Here is an 18,199-nt window from a genome sequence, read left to right on the forward strand (position 1 = left end):
TTTATCAGTGGATGGAACAGTTGATGCTGAAAATATCCATATGATTTTTTTCGAAATCCAATGTATAACCGCACTAGACAGCTGGGAAAACAATTATTTTCTTCCTCTTTATTAATTCATAGAATCTGTTATAATGATAAACGTTTTGAGAGAAGAAATGTCAGTCGCAATCCCCTGACAATAAACAAAACACGAAAGGAATTCAATAAGATAATGAAAAACAAGACTTTAGTTCGTTTTTGTATCAGCGCGGTGATCGCCGCGTTATACGCCGCCGTTTCTCTGGCGTTAGCGCCGCTTTCGTTCGGACCGGTTCAGATCCGGATTGCGGAAGCGATGACGCTGCTTCCGGTTTTATTCCCGGAGGCGATTGCCGGTGTGACGCTGGGCTGTTTTTTGACCAACTTGATCGGTGCGATCATGGGCGTCAATTTGTTAGGCTTTTTTGATGTGCTGGCGGGGACGCTGGCAACCTTCCTGGCGGCGCTTCTGACCTGGAAGTTCCGTAAGCTCTGTATTCAGGGACTGCCGATTGTTTCAGCGCTGATGCCGGTGCTGTTCAACGCCGTGATTGTCGGTGCGGAACTGGCCTATGTCCTCTATCCGACTGCCTTGGTTACCGGCTTCGCGATCAATGCGCTGGAAGTTGGATTGGGCGAACTGATCGCCTGCTTCGTTCTGGGCCTGCCGTTAGTCAAGGCGCTGGATAAAGCGCAGGTGGCCAAGCGCTTCAGCTTATAAAGGTAAGATCGACTCTGTTAAGAAAACCTCTCAAGACAGACAGCTAAAGGGATTTCGGACGCTTTCGGGCGTCTTTTTGTTTGGTCAGCCAATGGACATGCAGACGGCAAATGTGCAGACCAGAAACAAGATTTAAAACTGACCGGTGCTTCAGGAATAAGGAATAACGCTGGGTTGATTTTATCTAAAACAAAATGGTTGATAAAATCATGTTAAAAATTTTACAAAAGCGCTGAAAAGGAGTTGTAAAGATGACATTTATTTGTTATCATTCTATCGAAGAATATTCATCGAATATAATTCAATGAAATGAATTCAATGAGAATTCGGAAAGGGAGAGAAAGAAATGAAAGGAACAAAAAAAATCCTCTGTCTGATGCTCAGCCTGGTTCTGGTGGGAATGACCGGCTGCAGTACGCAGAACAAGCCAACGCCATCCGCGGAGCCTTCAACAGATCCGCAGGAGACTTCGACAGCGCTTCAGGACAGCGATGTTGACGTTTTAGTCATCGGCGCGGGCGGCGCGGGTTTAAGTGCGGCGGTATCGGCGACGGAAAACGGGGCCAGCGTCATTGTCGTTGAAAAGATGTCGATGATGGGCGGCAATACGCTGCGCAGCGGCGGCGCATTCAACAGCTATGATCCGGAAGGTCAGGCCAGTACAAAAATGGACGATTCGTTAAAAGCGACCGTCGAAAAACTGCTTGCTGTCGAACCGGTCAGCGACGCGCACAAGCAGCTGATCGAAGATGTTCAGAAACAATATGACGAATATCTCGCTTCAGGCTCGGATTCGTTATTTGATTCGCCGGAATGGCATGCGCTGCAGACGCTGGACGCTGGCGACTACATCGGCAACATCGATCTGATCCTGACACTGACCCGCAACACACTGGATACCAAGAAATGGCTGACGGCCAACGGTACGACCTGGGATCCAACGATCCGCACGGTAATCGGCGCATTATGGAATCGTTCTGCGCAGACGACCAATGTTTCAGGTGCTGACTTTATCGCAGCGCTGAGCACGCAGGCGGAGAAAAACGGCGCTCAGATTTATCTGGACACCAAAGCTGAAAGCTTATTGCAGGAAAATGGCAAAGTCGTCGGCGCAACGATCACCAACGCTGAAGGCAAGACGGTGACGGTCAACGCGAAATCGGTTGTCATGGCGACCGGCGGATTTGCGGCGAATGTCGAGATGCGCGTGAAATACAATACGGAATGGGATGATTTAGGTGAAACCATTGCGACGAACAATCATCCGGGTGCGACCGGCGACGGGATTGTGATGGGTGAAGCGGTAGGCGCGGATTTAGTCGATATGGGCTGGATTCAGCTGATGCCGCTGTTCCCGGTCAGCGGCGGCGGAATTTCCGGTTATGTCAACAACGCTATCTACGTCAACAAAGAAGGTCAGCGCTATGTCAACGAAGATAACCGGCGTGATGTTCTGGCACAGGGCGCGCTGAATCAGACGGATAAAATTTTCTTTGTGATCAACGATCAGACGGAAATCGACAGCGTTCAGATTCCGCAGGCGAACCTGGATTACATGGTTGAAAACGGCATGTTATTCAAAGGCGATACAATTGAAGAACTCGCTGAAAACATGGGCGTTCCAGCCGATAATCTGAAAAAGACGATCGAAGATTACGGCAAAGCGGTCGATGCGCAGCAGGATGAATTCGGCCGGGCTACCTGGGGCGCGCGGCTGGATAATCCGCCATACTATGCGGCTTCCTATACGCCGGCGGTTCATCATACGATGGGCGGTCTGCGGATCAATACCGAAGCGCAGGTTCTGAACGCTTCCGGCGAAGTGATTCCAGGCTTCTACGCGGCGGGAGAAGTCACCGGCGGTATCCACGGAACCAACCGTGTCGGCGGCAACGCTGTTCCGGATGCGTTGGTCTTCGGTAAAATTGCGGGCGCTAACGCTGCCGCGCAGAAATAATAAAAATTTACGTGCTTAAGTCATAAATAATTCAGCCCTTCCGCGTATTTTCTGACCTTGGGAAATATCCGGGAGGGTTTCTTCTATTTGACACCTCTTTTGACATTCCTTATAATAAACAAGAGAATGAGGCGCAAACATGGAAAAAATGACAAGCCGTCAAGAACAAAAAATCAGAACCCAACAAAAAATTATTGAGGCGGCCAATACGTGTTTTATGCGAAAAGGCATGGCGTACACCCTAATTACCGATATCTGTGAAGAGGCCGGCGTATCTGTCGGCACCTTTTATCATTATTTTAATAATAAGAACGATCTGATCATCAGTCAGTTTAAAAAGTTTGATATGGGATTTCTGGACGTCGCTCATCAGCTGATCGACAATCCCAACGCGCTGGACAGTCTGATTCAATTTGCGCATTTTTTCAGCCGGGATGCTTCCATTTCAGATAAAACGCTGACACTGGAATACTTAAAGGCACGTGTATCCTTGACTGTGGAGCAGCTGTTTCCCCGCAACCGTCCTTATTTCATCATTCTTTGTACAGTGATTTATAACGGACAGGTGCGCCGTCAGATCCGGGCTGACCGGACGCCTCAGGAACTGGCGGATCTGGTGATGGCGGCCACGCGCGGATATAATTTTGACTGGGCAAGCATGGACGGCGATTATGATCTGATGACTCGGATGCAGCAGGATATGCCGATTTTGTTTGAGGGTTTTCGCTATCATGCGGAATATCCGTATCAGCTGTGCGCCGTCAACGAGGTCATTCCCATTCAAAATGTGCCGAAGCTCTATGAACAGGAAACTGCGCAGCTTCGGGAATATTGCGAAAGCCGGCTGCTAAGCAAAGTCCATGAATAAAAACGGATGCAGGATTAAAATAGCATTTGATTTTGGATTAACACAGTAGAGGAAATCGGTTCCTTCGTTAACAAGGGGCGGGTTTTCTCTTTTTTCATTCAGGAAAGAGAAAGTTGCGAAGATCGAACAATGGGAAAACTTAAGTGAACCGAAAGCATGCAGATTTTGTAATTAACCGGCTTTGTCTGGTTCTTTGTCCGCAACAATGAAACGAAATAGTACAACGAAACGATAACTTGGAATGCTTTCTGTTTTTAAAATGATGGAGGTTACTTCCTCAGTTACTTTTAAATGATGCTCGCGGATGTATTCTTGAACTGGAACGAAGACTGCACTGTCGAGCTGCTGAAGTGAGGAAAGCGCTAAAATAAACCGAAGACCTCGCTGATGAGGCGCGATACAATGCGGGAAGGAGCTGGCAAGCTTCGCTCGATTTTGATTGTGATGGGTAATTCCAATGGCATAAGTGGGCCGGAAAGTTTCTTTTTCCAATTCTTCATAGGAAAAAACTAAGGATTGATAAGATAGATCGCTTTCTAAAAGCTCGTGCAGAGCAGGAAGATGATCGTGAAATTCTGATTCTTTAATATAACTCAGTCCGTCGCAATCCTCCACATATTGAATTTGATTATAAGCACTTTGAATCAATTTTTGATAAGTTAAAGACTGTTTGATACCCTGTTGTTTTCTGCGCAGCGTTTGAATCTCCTGTTCCAGGGCATCGATCTGATTTTGAAATAAATTGATCATTTCTTCATTGTCAGAATGGTTGCTTTGATTCTTCAACCGCTGGGTAATGGCCTCCAATGACAGGTCGTGTTTTCGCCGATGCTTTAAGACTTCATACAGTGCTGCGATTTCTTCCACTTCATAGTGAAAATAACCATTTTCATCCTGTTGCAAAGAAAATAAGCTGGCGTTGCGGTAAAACCGGACAGCGCTTCGAGGAAGATCAAAAAGCTGACAAAGATCTTTTGTTTTCATATTCGCTCCTTGACTGGGTACTTTATACACAGTTTATTATAAAAGGGCGAAGGAGGAATGAGAAGATGAAAAGATTTACTCTCTGCACGGCGGCTTTCCTATGGATGCTTGCCGGATGTTCAGTTAAGCCCAGCCCGTCAGCTCAACAGCCGGAAAAAGAAATCAGCGGCGTTTATCAGGGAACCGCCTGGGGGAACAACGGCGAAATCCGTGTCGAAATTACGCTGGAAGCAGGTTCAATAAAAAATATTGAAGTTCTGGATCATCAGGAAACCAAGGGGATTAGTGATTTACCGCTTACGGTTATTCCGGAACAGATTGTCAAGACACAATCTATCGCGGTAGAGGCTCTCAGCGGAGCAACGATGACGAGCAATGGAATTAAAAATGCAGTCAAAAATGCTCTCGAAGAAGCTGCCGGGGAAACGGAAAGCTGGGAAATCAAACCTGAAAAGTCAGGGATAGAAGTGAAAGACGCACAATGTGATATCGTAGTTATCGGTTCAGGAGCTGCGGGGATGACGGCGGCGATTTCTGCCGCTCAGCAGGGAGCCAAGGTAATCCTGATTGAAAAACAGGATATTCTGGGAGGTACCTCGCTGCTGTCCAACAGTATGTTTGGTTCGGTAGGGACTTCCGTTCATCAGAAAGAAGGAAAGACAGAAACGGTCGAGGATTTGTATCAGAATTATATGAAGCAGGAAGCGGCGACAGGCGCCTACGCAAAAGCCGAAGCTGCGCGGATTTTAGCCGAAAACGCTGCAGAACGCGCGGAATATTTAATCAGCTTGGGTGTTGAGCTTGACCATACATCCAGCGCCTTTATTTTAGCTCCGAAGGGTGGCTCTGGCTTGGGAGCGATGGTGATTCCTGCTCTGAATGGCGAACTTGAAAAATTAGATGTCGACGTTCGCACCGGGACGAAAGCCACACATATTTTAACCGAAGGGGATCAAGTCAAAGGCGTCAGCGTTACAACAGAGGGCGGTGAATATAACATTCAAGCTAAAGCCGTGATCATGGCTACCGGCGGATATGCCGCAAATAAAGAAATGGTCAGTCAGTATCTGCCGCAATGGAAGGATTCAATTTATTACTGTTCTCCCGGCGATACCGGCGACGGTTTAGTGATGGCACAAGAAATTGGTGTAGAGTTGGTAGATATGACTGTGATGAAAGCGAATCCCCTCGTTTTTTATGATCGAACCCATGCCCTGACAATGAATGCCGCAGTTAACGCCGGCGCGATTTTAGTCAATCATGAAGGAAAACGATTTGTTAACGAACAGGGAAGCTACGGGATTTCACCAGTGATCAATAGTCAGACGAAACAGGAAGCAATCGTTCTGTTTGACAACACACTTCTGGAAACAAATGAAACGATAAAAGCTTACGCTGAGAAAGGGTATTTCACCGTCGCTTCATCCCTTCCGGAACTGGCTGAAAAAATGGAAATCGATGCCGATGCATTAGTGCAAACGATAGAGAAATACCAAGAACAGGTTAAAAATGGAGTGGACGTCGAGTTTTCAAGAAAAACACTTGCGGATTTAACTAGTGGAGATACATTCTATGGTATCGTTGTTAAGCCTTCCATTCAGGGAACATTTGGCGGGATTCCGACGAATACAGAAACTGAAGTACTCAATTCCAAAGGTGAGATCATCCCGGGTTTTTATGCTGTCGGTGAATGTGCGCAGGAAGGCGTCAATGGCTTAAATCCGATGACGACCAATCTTGTTTTTGGGAAAATCAGCGGTGAAAATGCGGCTAGCTTTGCTTTGTCACAATAAAATAGGGCAGCAGACATTTTTGTGCGATGCATATGTAAACGATTCCCGTGGAACGTGCCGAAGCTTTATGGACGTGAAACCGCGCTGCATCGGGTATATTGTGAAAGCCGGCTACTAAGCAAAGACCATGAATAAAAACGGCTTTAGGATTAAAACAGCATCCAAATTTTGGAATATCACAGCAGAGGAAATCGGTTCCTTCGTTAACGAAGGGCGGGTTTTCTCTTTTTTGCTTTTGATCTATGACCGACTATTCAATCGTGGACAAATCCGGCGTTATTTAAGGAATGCCTTGCCTTCCTTCCGGTCTATCCTTTACAATGAAGTTAAAGAAGAAATGATGAATAAGGGGGTGAAACCATGGGAAGAGAAAGAAAGCAGAGAGAGAAGCAACGACGGTGGATAAAAATACTGACAGTCGGGTTGATCGTAACACTCCTCTGCGGCTGCGCCGCGCAGCCAGCGCAGGAAGGACCAGATCCCTCGCCCACGTCCACAACGGACGTGCCGATGCCTACCTTGGTTCCGACGCCGATGCCGGACATGGAAACGCTTTTGCCAAAGCTGTTCAAGGATCGAGGCTTGATTCAGGCTTTGAATTCCACAATCTATGAATTCAGCCATGAATATGAGCTGGTTATCCACGACAAAGAGTGGATCTTTACCGATGCGAAAGGTAAGGGAAACATTATCGTTAACCTGACCGATTCAGAAATTAAGTTTGCTTTTTCTGACGTAACCCTTGAGTACAAAAAGAAAGACCGCATCGTCAAGACCGCGGTGTTCTCCGCTGAACTTACGATGGCGCTGGAAGGATCAGAATCCTCCTGGAATGCGGAAATCGTGACGGAAGACGATCAGCGCTTCGTGATTCAGTTTGATCCGGAGACTGCCGAGATCCAGGATGGCGAAGCAGGTTCTGAAACGTTAGGACAGAAAATGAATTTTGCACCGTCGCTTTACGGCCAATGTCTGAGCTTCTTTAAGCGGTACTGGAATCAGTCGATTGAACAGAGGATGATTATCAAAGCGATGGTAGTGACCGCTACGAAGCTTGAGCGGGGAATCGATCCGGACAACATTGCAATCCGGGTTGATAAAACCCCGGAAAATCCGGTCAATGTTCTGGAACCGAATGGCGTGACGCCGGAGATCACGCTGGAAGTGGAAATGAATTTCAATGATAAAGATACGATCTATCTAAAGAACACGTCAAAGCTTGAGAAAACGTTGTACCTGTTCACGGCGATGGACCAGGGTTTCGACGATCCGTCCGCGATCAATTGGGAAGCGCTGGCGCCAACTTTGATGAGTGCAATTCCTAAATATGGTTGCGATGGCCGATATTGCTTGAATGCCGAAGGGCAGGTGCGGTTTGCGGACTACGCGATCCGCGAGGGCTATGGTTCGCTGGTCACCCAGCCGGACATGAACAAGGCGGCAAAGGTGTTAAGCGGGCAGGATTATGTTTATGATGATTATGACAACCGGAAATTAAGCAGCGGCGTCGTTTACAGTCAAAGCGTGAACAGCTATATCGCTTATTCCCGTGAAGGCGACTGGCTGGAAGCCAGTCCCGGCGTCATGGTGCTGGATCAAAAGCAATCAGACAATCGAATCACCGTGGATTTTGTGACCTATGTGCCTCAATGGGAGGATAAGCTGATTGTAGAAGGGATTCCGGTGGAAAATGATAATGGGCAGTGGAATGCCAACCCCAAGGTTATTCAAACGGTGAAAGACAATTTGGATCGTATGCCGCACTGGACCGCGGAGCTGGAAGACACCGGCGACGATCAATTCTATCGTCTGCTTTGGGCTGTCCGGTATTAGACCCGGGAATACCCGGTGAAAACTCCGCTGGCCTGCGATGTCAGGCGGAAGATAAACTGGAAAACGAAAATATAAAAAGAACACTATCCGTCAGAGCGCGGGTAGTGTTCTTTTATGAGTGAACGGGGGACAACAGGAAGGGAAAGGTTGTGGCGTAATGGTGGATAACCGTGATATAATAGCACAAGAGATCAAGGGTGAAAGCACATGAAAAAAGGATATTTTATTACATTTGAAGGTCCGGACGGCAGTGGGAAAACCACCGTCAGCACTGCGGTAGCGAAGCGGCTGCAGGAAGCCGGAATTGAATCCATATATACCCGGGAACCCGGGGGCATCGAGATCGCGGAACAAATCCGAAGCGTGATTCTGGATCCCGCCAACACAGCGATGGACAGCAAGACGGAAGCGCTGCTTTACGCCGCGGCCCGGCGTCAGCATTTGATTGAAAAAGTGCTACCGGCCTTAGAAGCGGGGAAAGTCGTGATCTGCGACCGCTTTGTCGACAGTTCGCTGGCTTATCAGGGCGTCGGCCGTAATTTAGGGATCGAGGAAGTTTTATCGATCAACGAGTTTGCGATCGAAGGCCACTGGCCGGATAAAACCCTGTATCTCGATCTGGCTCCGCAGCAGGGACTGGACCGGATCGCCACCCGGCAAAACAAAGACCGGCTCGATCAGGAAAAGATTGATTTTCACCTGCGCGTCTGCGAAGGCTATCGGCAGGTGCGTGACCGGTTTGCTGAACGGATGATCGTGATCGACGCAGCTCAGCCTGTCGATCAGGTGATTGCGGACTGTGTCAAAGCGATAGGAGCGTTGATTCATCGTGAAGTTCGCTGAACGCCTGGAGGCGCAGCAGCCGGTTGTCTATCAGACGCTGAAACACGCGCTAGTGCAGAAAAAACTGGCGCACGCGTTCCTGTTTGTCGGACAGAAAGGCACGCCGCGGCTGGAAACAGCCTTGTTGTTAGCGCAGAGTCTGATCTGTCAGCATGTCCACGACGGATTCGCCTGTGAGGAATGCAGCGACTGCCAGCGGATCGCTGAAGCGAATTACGCCGATCTGATTCTGCTGGACGGCGCGTCCAAGTCAATTAAAAAAGATGAAATCCTGTCTTTGCAGGAACGGTTTAACAAAACTGGATTGGAACGCAGCGGACAGAAGGTCTATATTCTCAACAACGCGGAGAACACGACCCCGGAAGCGCTCAACAGCCTGTTAAAATTTCTCGAAGAACCGCAAGGCTCCGATACCCTCGCGATTCTGATTGTGGAAAATCAGGATCGGATCCTGCCGACGATTGTGTCCCGCTGTCAGACGCTGACCTTCCGGCCGCTGACGCAACGCCAGATCCATCAGATCGCTCTGGAGGAACAGCTTGATGAAACCGACGGCTATCTGTTATCGCATCTGATCCGCGATGTCGATCAGATTAAGCAGACCGCCGAGGATGAAGCCTATCAGAATGGTATGCTGATGATGCGCCGGTTTATCCGTGAATTCCCGCTGCGGGAGGAAGAAGTGCTTGTCTGGATGCAGACGGAATATCTCGGAAGCAAGGATAAAGAGAAGGATAAGCGAACCTTCGGCTATTTTATCGACTGCCTGCTTCAATTTCTTCGTGACGCCGCGGTAGGACATACGGAAGGTCCGGCCTGGATGGCGGAAGAGATTGTAAAATGGAATCAGCGTCCGCTGCGGCTCGATCAGCTGATCATCGTCTTACTTGAATGCCGGGACAAGTTATCCCGTAGTTATAATCTGCCGCTTTTGGCGGATCAGTTAATTTATCAAATGAAGGAGGGAATGAAAGATGAGTGAAAATCAGGAAACTGTAAAAACGGAAGAAGTCAAGCCGGTTCCTGCGTACCGCTATGTCGTATCGGTACGGTTTAAGAATTCACGGAAAGCGTACAGCTTTGGAACAAATGACGAAACGCTGGAATATGGCGATTATGTCGTCGTGGAAACGGTGCGGGGTGTGGAGATGGGCGAGATCATCAGCAATCTGCGCGATGTGTCGATGCACACCCAGAATACGCCGTTAAAGCCGGTGTTGCGCAAAGCGACCCGGCATGACCGCGAGATGTACGCTGAAAATAAAGATCTGGCCAAGGAAGCGCTGGCCCGCTGTCAGGAAGCAGTGGCGCGGCTCAAGCTGGATATGAATCTGATCAGCTGCGAATATACGCTGGATCGAAGCAAGATTATCTTTGTTTACGTTGCGGACGAGCGCGTCGATTTCCGCGAGCTGTTAAAAGAACTGGCGGGGATTTTCAAGTGCCGGATTGAGCTGCGTCAGATCGGTCCCCGCGACAAAGCGAAAATCATCGGCGGCTTAGGCACCTGCGGGATGGAAACCTGCTGCTCACGGTTCATGGATGATTTTGACGTCGTGTCGATCAACATGGCGAAGAATCAGCTGCTGGCCTTGAATATCCAGAAGCTTTCCGGACAGTGCGGCAAGCTGATGTGCTGTCTGAAATTTGAGGATGAAAATTACAAGCAGCTGCGCGCCGGACTGCCGAAGATGAATGCCCAGGTTGAGTATGAAGGCAAGCTGTACCGTGTGACGTCGATGAACGTGATCAACGGGACGGCGAAGCTGGAAAACCGGGAGAACGTCCAGTTCATCGCGTTGTCAGATCTGATGGAAAAGGGTGTGTTCCGCCGGCCGGAAGCCCAGAACGCGAAGAATAAAGAAAAAGACGCGCGGTCTGGCGAACGCAAGGATGAGCGCCGGGAGAACGAACGGAAAGAAGATCGGAAAGAGAATGACCGGAAGGAAAGTCCGGAACGCCGCGGCGCGGAAAGTAAGGACGCCGAACGAAAAGCTGAGCGCAAAGACAACGCCCGGAAACCGGAGGAGAAGAAACCGGAACGGAAAGATGGAAACAAACGCCCGGCCGACAAAAAGCCGGAAAAGAAAGCGGAAGAACGCAAACCGGAAGAAAAACGCCGCGAGGAACGCAAACCGCAGGAAAACCGGAAGCAGTTAAAGCCGCGGGAAAGTGTTAAGGAAAGTAAGCCTGAAGGCGAAGCCAAGCCTCAGGAAGGGGAAGGCGAAATCCGCAATCAGGAACGCAAACGCCCGAACCGCCGTCGCCGTCATGCCAACCGCAAGGAAGGTCAGCCGAAAAACGAGGCGGGCGAGGATCAGAAATGATTCGTCAGCAGAGCTTTACCAATGAAAAACCAACGTTGTATCTCGTCCCGACGCCGATCGGCAATCTTGAGGAAATGACGCCCCGGGCGATTGAGATCTTACGTTCGGTCGATGTGATCGCCGCGGAGGATACCCGCAATACGATGAAGCTGCTTCAGGTGTTCGATATCCATACCCGTATGATCGCGCATCATTCCCATAATGAACGGGAAAGCGCTAAGGGGTTGTTGAACCTGCTGGAACAGGGCCAGTCGGTCGCTGTGGTTTCCGACGCCGGATATCCGTTGATTTCCGATCCCGGCCAGAATATCGTTGAACAGGTGACCGCCGCCGGTTATAACGTTGTGCCGGTTTCCGGCTGCAGCGCTTCGCTTAACGCGCTGGTCGCCTCCGGTTTGAAAGCCCAGCCGTTTTTGTTCAAGGGATTTCTTTCCAGCAACGACCGCGAATGCGTGAAGGAGCTGGAAGGGCTGAAAGCTTTGCCGTTTACGTTGATCTTCTATGAAGCCCCGCACCGGATTGAACGGATGCTGGGACATTGCCTGGATGTCCTGGGCGATCGCAAGGCGTGTCTGGCGCGTGAGATTACGAAACGACATGAAGAATTTCTGCGCGGGACATTGAGTGAAATCAAGGAAGCGGCCGCCGAATTAAAAGGTGAGATGGTCGTCGTGATCGAAGGCTGCGCTGAAGAAAGTCAGCCGGTCATCGACATGGCGCTGATTACCGAGCAGATCAATGAACGAATTCAGTCCGGCATGTCGGCGACGGATGCGATCAAACAGATCGCCAAGGAATACGGCATGTCTAAGAATGAGATTTACCGCGCTTATCATCAGGAATCTTAAAAGAAAGCTCTTTTCCTAACAGCTGAATGTCGCTGGGGAAAGAGCTTTTTTTATCTAAAAGTAATTACAATAGATGCGTCGATCAAGATTCGAAGGAAAATTCCTAGAATATTATGAGGATATCGAAAAACAAACTATCCTAAGATTTAATAATCTGTGCTTCAGCCGAATCGTTGCAGATCAACTTGTCTGTTTCTTAAGGCTTTCGGTAGTATAGATTCCGATACTCGTTAGGCGTCAGGGAAAAAGTGGCTTTAAACTGTTTGGAAAAATAACTGGGATGCAAATAATGTAGCTGTTCTGAGATCTGCCTGACAGATAAATCAGGATCGGCAAGCAGCGTGAGCGAGCGGTACAAACGGTGTTGTATAATCAACGATTGCGGCGACAGCTGAATAACGGCTAATGTGCAGCGGCACAGATAACTTTGCGAAACATGAAGACGGTCGCAATAGTCTTGGACGCTTAACGCTTCGTTTGATTTTTCTAATTCATATAAAAATTTTTCCGCGGTTGAAAGCATAGCGCTGTCTGCACGCGAAGAAGCAAAAGAGTTCGGATCCTCTTTGAGCATCATGACTGTAAGCTGACTGATCAAATGCTGGAGGCCTAAAACATAACCCGCTGTTTGTTTTTCTGCGTTATCGAAGCAATAGCGTATAAGATTGAAGGTCGGTTCATCAATCAACTGTTGAAACCAGAGCTGATGATGAAACAGGGTCAGCCATTGTTCCTGATTAAACAGGCCGCTGACTTGAAAAAGCAGCTCATAAGTTTCTAAAGAATCAGTGATGAACTGAGCACTGTGAAGCAGATAGGGCGGGATCAAGAATAAATCAGCAGGCCCGGCATGGAAGGTCTGACCCTGAATCGTGGCTGAACATTCTCCCTGACGAATTACGGCCAGTTTGATATGCGGAATGAGGACATTAGATAACTGACGAACGCGGTTCTGAAAAGTATGGCGATAAGCAAAAATCTGATATTGATATTTTTGAAGGGTAACGGAAACAGAATCCATACAACTTTGACTAGGTATTAATAAATTGCGGTATTTCATAAGCGGGATTCTCCTTTTTTTTATTATATCGAAGTTCTGAATTTTATCCTAGTCGGTCTGATTGGGATCTTGTGCAAAAATAAACAATGTGACATGATAAGAACATAGAAAGAGGGAAGAAATATGAAAAAATTAAGAATGTTATTTTTGGCAGCTTTACTCCTGACAGGCTGCAGTACAGCTCCGGCTCCTAAAACTGACGCAGAATTGGAAGCAGAAGGTTGGGTTAAAAATCCAGAAGCTAACGGTTATATCAAAATGGAAGACGCATTGACCACAGCTTCTGTTGCCATTGATGAAAGTCAACAGCTGAGTCAGCCGGAAATTCGTGAGCTGGCTTTGGATTATCTGCGGGGGTGGCCTTTAAAAAAGGATGAAGCGGGACAAACAATTTATTCTTATCGTGAAATGTATCAAATCGCCACTTCCTACAATAATGAACCGGGTTTGTCATCGGTGGAATTCGTTTTGGATCCTCAAACTATGAAACTGTACGCTTCCAGTGAAAAAGGAACAGAAAAATGCGTGCATATCGCAAAGAATCCGAAGGTTGTCCTGTATTGGTATAAACAGATACCGGAAGAAGAATATATCGCTTATAAAAATGATTATTTCAACTCCTATGGAGTTCAGATCAAGGGCACCGCAAAGCTGATGGATCCAGCTTCAGAAGAGGCGCAAAAAGCAGCTGCATTGTATCTGGAAACACTCTATGGCGCTGAAGGTTGGGCGGCTATGGGAGAGAAACAGCCGGCGATTATCACCAAATTGCTGGAAGTTAATGACTGGATTGAAATTGATCCGACTGAGTATGTTGTGAACTCACTGCAGTGGTCCTATAACAAAGAAGGAAGTACTCGCCCGGAGTGGTATGATCCGGAAAGTCCGTATTTCGGCAAGTCTGTCCGGCAGGTTTATTACGTTCATTAAAGGAAGAAAGCGGGAGCCTCATCCCGTTTTTCTTTTTCGCTTTTTCATCTTTAAAAAAGAAGCAGGCAGAGCAGAAAAATTATAGAAAAATCCGTGCAGAGCTATTGACACCCAGGAAACTTATGCTATAATGATAACAGTTATCGTTATTAGGAGGTGGGATGATGATTCGCAGGAATTCAAGACAACGCCAGCTGATCTTGGACGTGATGCGCGGAGAAGGAATTCACATGAATGCCGACCAGGTTTACCAGAAGGTAAAGCAGGCCGATCCTTCCATCGGAATCGCGACGGTCTACCGCAACTTGAATCTGTTGACGGAAATGGGTGAAATCCAAAAGTTCCAGGACCGCAGCGCCGGGTTCATGTATGATGGAAACCCGAAAAAGCATCATCACTTCTACTGTCGATACTGTAAGCGGTATTTCGACGTTTCGTTCTCCGTGGAGGAGCAGATGATCCGCCAGGTTGAAGACCAGATGGGCGTCAGCGTGGAAGATCTGAATATTTCGTTGGAAGGCTGCTGCAACCAGTGTAAAGACAAACAGGAAAAAGAGAAAGAAAGAGGTAAAGAACAATGGAATTAAAAGGATCAAAAACAGAACAGAACTTAATGACAGCTTTTGCCGGTGAATCCCAGGCGCGCAACAAGTACACTTACTATGCAATGAAGGCTCGTGCTGAGGGCATGGAACAGATCGCGAACATCTTTGAGGAAACAGCGCGCAACGAACAGGAACATGCGATGCTGTGGTTCAAGGCTCTGCATGGCGATCAGATCCCGGCGACAGACGTTAACCTGCAGGATGCAGCTAATGGTGAAAACTACGAATGGACAGACATGTATGCTGAATTCGCTAAGATCGCGCGTGAAGAAGGCTTCAACAAGATCGCAGCGCAGATGGATATGGTCGCGAAGATCGAAAAGCGTCATGAAGAACGTTACCTCGCTCTGCTGAGCAATGTCAAAGAAGACAAAGTCTTCAAGAAAGAAGAAGACGTGATGTGGAAATGCCAGATCTGCGGTTATACCCTGGTCGGCAAGAATGCTCCGGGTCTGTGCCCGCTGTGCGGCTATGCGAAGTCTTTCTTCGAAGTTGAAAAAGCAAACTATTAATTTCTCTGATTCATCGGATCCGCTGTGCGGGTCCTTTTTTTGTTTCCGGAAAAACTACCTGTTTGGATTTTCGCGCGATTCACCGCAGATCGCATTCATATTCAGGATATTCAGGACATACACTGAAAACAGAATCGGAGGGTACCGCTATGAAAATCAGAATTCTGCAATGCGATCCGGTTGACCCGCAGGCCGAGGATCAGGTTCACCGGATCCGGCATCAGACGGGCGATCTCGTCATTGAATACATCCAACTCGTAGATGCAGCACGCCGCCCCGAAAAATGGGATCAAACTATTCTCTGTTCCTCAACCGCTGTCGATCCGCAGCTGGCCGTCGCTTTTTCCGAACCGGTCCTGGTCCTGAGTCCCAAACCATGCAGAGCGATTCCGTCCTGGCAAATCCGCCGGGGATTGATCGAGCCGTGGAACGGAGAGTGGCTGGTGAAGATGATCAGTCAGCTCGTTCATCAGGGACAGCCGCTCAATCGAAGTCAGACCCTGGACTTTATCAAAGTGAAGAAGGAACGGAAGATCAGCGCTGAACTCGACCACCTGTTAAAAGGCGTTAAAACCAAGGACTATCCGTCCGCGGTGTGGCTGTTCATCCAGGATCGTCAGAACGACGCTATGGAACAGGACGCGGAAGAACTGCCGTTTCCCGTTGCCTGTTACTGGATGAAGCAAAAAGCGGACATGAACGTCGCCTGTCTGATCTATCCGCCAATGCGGTTAACGGACAAAGCGCCTGGGGAGAAACAAATTATAAGCTGACCGGTTTTCACAAGAAGAAAGATAAGAAAAAGCACTCGAATGAGTGCTTTTACGCGTCCTGGAATGGAAAACGATTAGAGCTTGCAGACATTGGCCGCCTGTTCGCCGCGGTCGCTCTGCACGACTTCAAAGCTGACCGCTTCGCCGTCGTCTAACGTTTTAAAGCCGTCTGTCTGAATCGCGGAATAATGAACGAAGACGTCTTTTCCTTCATCCGTTGTAATGAAACCGTAGCCTTTTTCAGCGTTAAACCATTTGACTTTTCCTGTAACCATGAGCTGTCCTCCTATGCCACTATAATAAAAGACACATGAGTTTGGGAAGTAACTATCCTTTCGTCATGTGAAATTATAGTTATAGCCTAAAAAATCTATTTACAATATAGCACGATTCTCTGACAGAATCAATCCGGATTTCATAATAAACTTCGCCGAAATTGTCAATATTTGTTCGAAATCGAAGCATTTATGAAGAGATTCAGAATTATAAAACGACAGTGTTAAAGTCAGGAAACCCTGTTTTTCATAGTATTGCCGCGGCGTATTCCTCGATGCCCTGGGCGTCTGACTCTCCTCTGCCCGTAAACCAGAAATTTCCTGATTTTGAGCATTCTGATAGAAATTTGTTCAGAATTTGACTATGATGGTCAGGAATAAAAGATTTTTGTTAATTTCCCGGATTTTGGGAAACAATGAATGAAGGAGTGATGCAAGATGGCAATCCATCAACAATTAACGAACGACCTGACCTGGGTGGGTGTCCAGGATCCGCAGCTGAAGGTCTTTGATATTATCATGGAAACAGAATATGGAACGACCTACAATGCTTATCTGTTAAAAGGCTTGGAAAAAACCGCACTGATTGAAACGGTCAAGCTGCCGTTTTTTGATGAATTCCGAAAGCATATCGAAGCGGTGCTGCCGATCGCGCAGATTGATTATTTGATCGTCAATCACACAGAGCCGGATCATGCGGGTTCGATTGCCAGACTGTTGGAAATCAATCCGGACCTGACGGTGGTCGGCAGTCCGGCAGCGCTGCAGTTCTTAAAGGAAATCGTAAATCAGGATTTCCGTTCGCTGATTGCGAAAGAAGGCATGACGCTGGACCTGGGCGGAAAGACGCTGCAGTTGATCATGGCGCCGAATCTGCATTGGCCGGATACGATGTACACGCTGGTGCAGGAAGACGGGATTTTGTTTACCTGCGATTCCTTCGGCGCGCATTATGCCTTTGAAGGGCTGCGCGTGAGCGAGGTCAAGGATCACGAAGCGTATCAGGGCGCGTTAAAATACTATTACGATCACATTCTAAAGCCGTTCCGTCCATTTATGCGGAAAGCGCTGGACAAGGTTGAAGGTCTGGATATAAAGATGATCTGTCCGGGACACGGACCGGTGCTGGATTGCGGGTTGGATGGGATAGTAGAGCAATATCGCCAATGGAACGTTGAGCCGCAATTAGAAAACAAGCTGATTCTGGCGTATGTCAGTGCTTACGGCTACACAGAGCAGCTGGCCCAGGCCATTGCCCGCGGGATTGAAAGCGCCGGCTGGCAGGCAGAATTGGTAGAACTCACGCAGACCCCAACTGCGGAAGTGGTGGAAAAGCTGGAACAGGCCCGGGGATTTCTGCTGGGATCGCCGACGATCCTGGCGGAAGCGCTGCCGCCGGTCTGGACGCTTCTTTCCTATTTGAATCCGGTTGTGCATGGCGGAAAATATGCCGCGGTCTTCGGCAGCTATGGCTGGAGCGGGGAAGCCTTCGCGCATTTGGAAGAACGGTTAAAGCAGCTGCGGATTACGGTTATGCCCGCTTTGAAAGTCCGGTTTAAGCCATCGCCGGCGCAGCTTGCGGAAGCGGAACAGGCGGGCCGCGACTGGGTAAAACAAATCACAGGGGAATAAGCTGGATTCCTTCAGCCGGTAAGCCATCTTTCTGTCATTAAAGAAATCCGCTTTCTTTCGGATCCGATTCAAGACCAACAGTGAAATAACAAAAACAGACGGTCGCCGCCGCAGCGGAAATCGTCTGTTTTTTTGGGGGGAGATTGTTTTTGGATCTTCGCGATCCGACTTCAGGTTAACGCTTTACAGTAAGGGAAGTTTAAAACGGAAGGGAATCG

17 protein-coding genes are annotated in these 18,199 nt (G+C 48.3%); 14 read left to right on the forward strand and 3 right to left on the reverse strand.

The window, feature by feature from the left end; genetic code table 11:
* Positions 1–213 precede the first annotated feature (213 nt).
* The 3 genes from DWY25_RS15095 to DWY25_RS15105 all read left to right on the forward strand — a co-directional run bounded on the left by DWY25_RS15095 (position 214) and on the right by DWY25_RS15105 (position 3,566).
* On the forward strand, positions 214–741 hold the full coding sequence (locus tag DWY25_RS15095) for a QueT transporter family protein (protein WP_117895918.1): 528 nt from the start codon (positions 214–216) through the stop codon (positions 739–741).
* 346 nt (positions 742–1,087) lie between these two features.
* A complete protein-coding gene (locus DWY25_RS15100; RefSeq protein WP_117895919.1) occupies positions 1,088–2,698 on the forward strand; it encodes an FAD-dependent oxidoreductase in 1,611 nt (536 codons plus the stop codon).
* Between the two features lie 139 nt (positions 2,699–2,837).
* Positions 2,838–3,566, forward strand: coding sequence for a TetR/AcrR family transcriptional regulator (locus DWY25_RS15105; protein ID WP_117895920.1), 729 nt, complete (start codon positions 2,838–2,840; stop codon positions 3,564–3,566).
* Positions 3,567–3,737: 171 nt separating this feature from the next.
* Here DWY25_RS15105 and DWY25_RS15110 read toward each other — a convergent pair whose 3' ends face one another.
* Positions 3,738–4,550: a MerR family transcriptional regulator gene (locus DWY25_RS15110; RefSeq protein WP_117895921.1), complete on the reverse strand. Its 813-nt coding sequence runs from the start codon at positions 4,548–4,550 to the stop codon at positions 3,738–3,740.
* Positions 4,551–4,615: 65 nt separating this feature from the next.
* Between DWY25_RS15110 and DWY25_RS15115 the strand changes: the two genes are divergently transcribed.
* The 6 genes from DWY25_RS15115 (at position 4,616) to rsmI (ending at position 12,194) form a co-directional block, all read left to right on the forward strand.
* Positions 4,616–6,343: an FAD-dependent oxidoreductase gene (locus DWY25_RS15115; RefSeq protein WP_117895922.1), complete on the forward strand. Its 1,728-nt coding sequence runs from the start codon at positions 4,616–4,618 to the stop codon at positions 6,341–6,343.
* A 360-nt stretch (positions 6,344–6,703) separates the two neighbouring features.
* Entirely contained in the window at positions 6,704–8,176 is a 1,473-nt protein-coding gene (locus DWY25_RS15125) for a hypothetical protein (RefSeq protein WP_147336700.1), read from the forward strand.
* Between the two features lie 207 nt (positions 8,177–8,383).
* Positions 8,384–9,019 (forward strand): dTMP kinase, encoded by a 636-nt coding sequence (gene tmk, locus DWY25_RS15130; RefSeq protein ID WP_117895925.1) that lies wholly within the window; start codon positions 8,384–8,386, stop codon positions 9,017–9,019.
* Positions 9,006–10,001, forward strand: a complete 996-nt coding sequence (locus DWY25_RS15135; protein WP_006059973.1) for a hypothetical protein — start codon at positions 9,006–9,008, stop codon at positions 9,999–10,001. The genes tmk and DWY25_RS15135 overlap by 14 nt, the downstream gene beginning before the upstream one ends.
* On the forward strand, positions 9,994–11,346 hold the full coding sequence (locus DWY25_RS15140) for a PSP1 domain-containing protein (protein WP_117895926.1): 1,353 nt from the start codon (positions 9,994–9,996) through the stop codon (positions 11,344–11,346). Before DWY25_RS15135 ends, DWY25_RS15140 begins: the two co-directional genes overlap by 8 nt.
* A complete protein-coding gene (gene rsmI / locus DWY25_RS15145; RefSeq protein ID WP_117895927.1) occupies positions 11,343–12,194 on the forward strand; it encodes a 16S rRNA (cytidine(1402)-2'-O)-methyltransferase in 852 nt (283 codons plus the stop codon). Before DWY25_RS15140 ends, rsmI begins: the two co-directional genes overlap by 4 nt.
* A 196-nt stretch (positions 12,195–12,390) precedes the next feature.
* On the opposite strand, the gene DWY25_RS15150 is transcribed toward rsmI, so the two are convergent.
* Positions 12,391–13,254: a helix-turn-helix transcriptional regulator gene (locus DWY25_RS15150; protein WP_117895928.1), complete on the reverse strand. Its 864-nt coding sequence runs from the start codon at positions 13,252–13,254 to the stop codon at positions 12,391–12,393.
* Between the two features lie 123 nt (positions 13,255–13,377).
* Between DWY25_RS15150 and DWY25_RS15155 the strand changes: the two genes are divergently transcribed.
* The 4 genes from DWY25_RS15155 (at position 13,378) to DWY25_RS15170 (ending at position 16,074) form a co-directional block, all read left to right on the forward strand.
* Positions 13,378–14,184, forward strand: a complete 807-nt coding sequence (locus DWY25_RS15155) for a pyridoxamine 5'-phosphate oxidase family protein (protein ID WP_006059977.1) — start codon at positions 13,378–13,380, stop codon at positions 14,182–14,184.
* Positions 14,185–14,348: 164 nt separating this feature from the next.
* Complete coding sequence (locus DWY25_RS15160) at positions 14,349–14,771, forward strand: Fur family transcriptional regulator (protein ID WP_039864911.1); 423 nt, start codon at positions 14,349–14,351, stop codon at positions 14,769–14,771.
* Positions 14,762–15,301, forward strand: coding sequence for a rubrerythrin (gene rbr, locus DWY25_RS15165; protein ID WP_117895929.1), 540 nt, complete (start codon positions 14,762–14,764; stop codon positions 15,299–15,301). The genes DWY25_RS15160 and rbr overlap by 10 nt, the downstream gene beginning before the upstream one ends.
* A 149-nt stretch (positions 15,302–15,450) precedes the next feature.
* The gene (locus DWY25_RS15170) at positions 15,451–16,074 is read left to right on the forward strand and encodes a hypothetical protein (RefSeq protein WP_117895930.1); all 624 of its coding nucleotides are present in this window, start codon (positions 15,451–15,453) and stop codon (positions 16,072–16,074) included.
* A 74-nt stretch (positions 16,075–16,148) separates the two neighbouring features.
* Here the strand turns inward: DWY25_RS15170 and DWY25_RS15175 are convergent, their stop codons facing one another.
* Positions 16,149–16,349: a cold-shock protein gene (locus tag DWY25_RS15175; RefSeq protein WP_006059981.1), complete on the reverse strand. Its 201-nt coding sequence runs from the start codon at positions 16,347–16,349 to the stop codon at positions 16,149–16,151.
* A 438-nt stretch (positions 16,350–16,787) separates the two neighbouring features.
* Here DWY25_RS15175 and DWY25_RS15180 point away from each other — a divergent pair, with 438 nt between their 5' ends.
* Complete coding sequence (locus DWY25_RS15180) at positions 16,788–17,981, forward strand: FprA family A-type flavoprotein (protein WP_117895931.1); 1,194 nt, start codon at positions 16,788–16,790, stop codon at positions 17,979–17,981.
* Positions 17,982–18,199: the final 218 nt, after the last annotated feature.

Source organism: Holdemania filiformis (genome assembly GCF_003459085.1).
GTDB classification, from domain to species: domain Bacteria; phylum Bacillota_I; class Bacilli_A; order Erysipelotrichales; family Erysipelotrichaceae; genus Holdemania; species Holdemania filiformis.

Excerpts from the sequence above, each read along its gene's own strand:
- DWY25_RS15095 (WP_117895918.1), top strand. The coding sequence starts at position 214 with ATGAAAAACAAGACTTTAGTTCGTTTTTGTATCAGCGCGGTGATCGCC.
- DWY25_RS15100 (WP_117895919.1), top strand. The coding sequence starts at position 1,088 with ATGAAAGGAACAAAAAAAATCCTCTGTCTGATGCTCAGCCTGGTTCTG.
- DWY25_RS15105 (WP_117895920.1), top strand. The coding sequence starts at position 2,838 with ATGGAAAAAATGACAAGCCGTCAAGAACAAAAAATCAGAACCCAACAA.
- DWY25_RS15110 (WP_117895921.1), bottom strand. The coding sequence starts at position 4,550 with ATGAAAACAAAAGATCTTTGTCAGCTTTTTGATCTTCCTCGAAGCGCT.
- DWY25_RS15115 (WP_117895922.1), top strand. The coding sequence starts at position 4,616 with ATGAAAAGATTTACTCTCTGCACGGCGGCTTTCCTATGGATGCTTGCC.
- DWY25_RS15125 (WP_147336700.1), top strand. The coding sequence starts at position 6,704 with ATGGGAAGAGAAAGAAAGCAGAGAGAGAAGCAACGACGGTGGATAAAA.
- tmk (WP_117895925.1), top strand. The coding sequence starts at position 8,384 with ATGAAAAAAGGATATTTTATTACATTTGAAGGTCCGGACGGCAGTGGG.
- DWY25_RS15140 (WP_117895926.1), top strand. The coding sequence starts at position 9,994 with ATGAGTGAAAATCAGGAAACTGTAAAAACGGAAGAAGTCAAGCCGGTT.
- rsmI (WP_117895927.1), top strand. The coding sequence starts at position 11,343 with ATGATTCGTCAGCAGAGCTTTACCAATGAAAAACCAACGTTGTATCTC.
- DWY25_RS15150 (WP_117895928.1), bottom strand. The coding sequence starts at position 13,254 with ATGAAATACCGCAATTTATTAATACCTAGTCAAAGTTGTATGGATTCT.
- DWY25_RS15155 (WP_006059977.1), top strand. The coding sequence starts at position 13,378 with ATGAAAAAATTAAGAATGTTATTTTTGGCAGCTTTACTCCTGACAGGC.
- DWY25_RS15160 (WP_039864911.1), top strand. The coding sequence starts at position 14,349 with ATGATTCGCAGGAATTCAAGACAACGCCAGCTGATCTTGGACGTGATG.
- rbr (WP_117895929.1), top strand. The coding sequence starts at position 14,762 with ATGGAATTAAAAGGATCAAAAACAGAACAGAACTTAATGACAGCTTTT.
- DWY25_RS15170 (WP_117895930.1), top strand. The coding sequence starts at position 15,451 with ATGAAAATCAGAATTCTGCAATGCGATCCGGTTGACCCGCAGGCCGAG.
- DWY25_RS15175 (WP_006059981.1), bottom strand. The coding sequence starts at position 16,349 with ATGGTTACAGGAAAAGTCAAATGGTTTAACGCTGAAAAAGGCTACGGT.
- DWY25_RS15180 (WP_117895931.1), top strand. The coding sequence starts at position 16,788 with ATGGCAATCCATCAACAATTAACGAACGACCTGACCTGGGTGGGTGTC.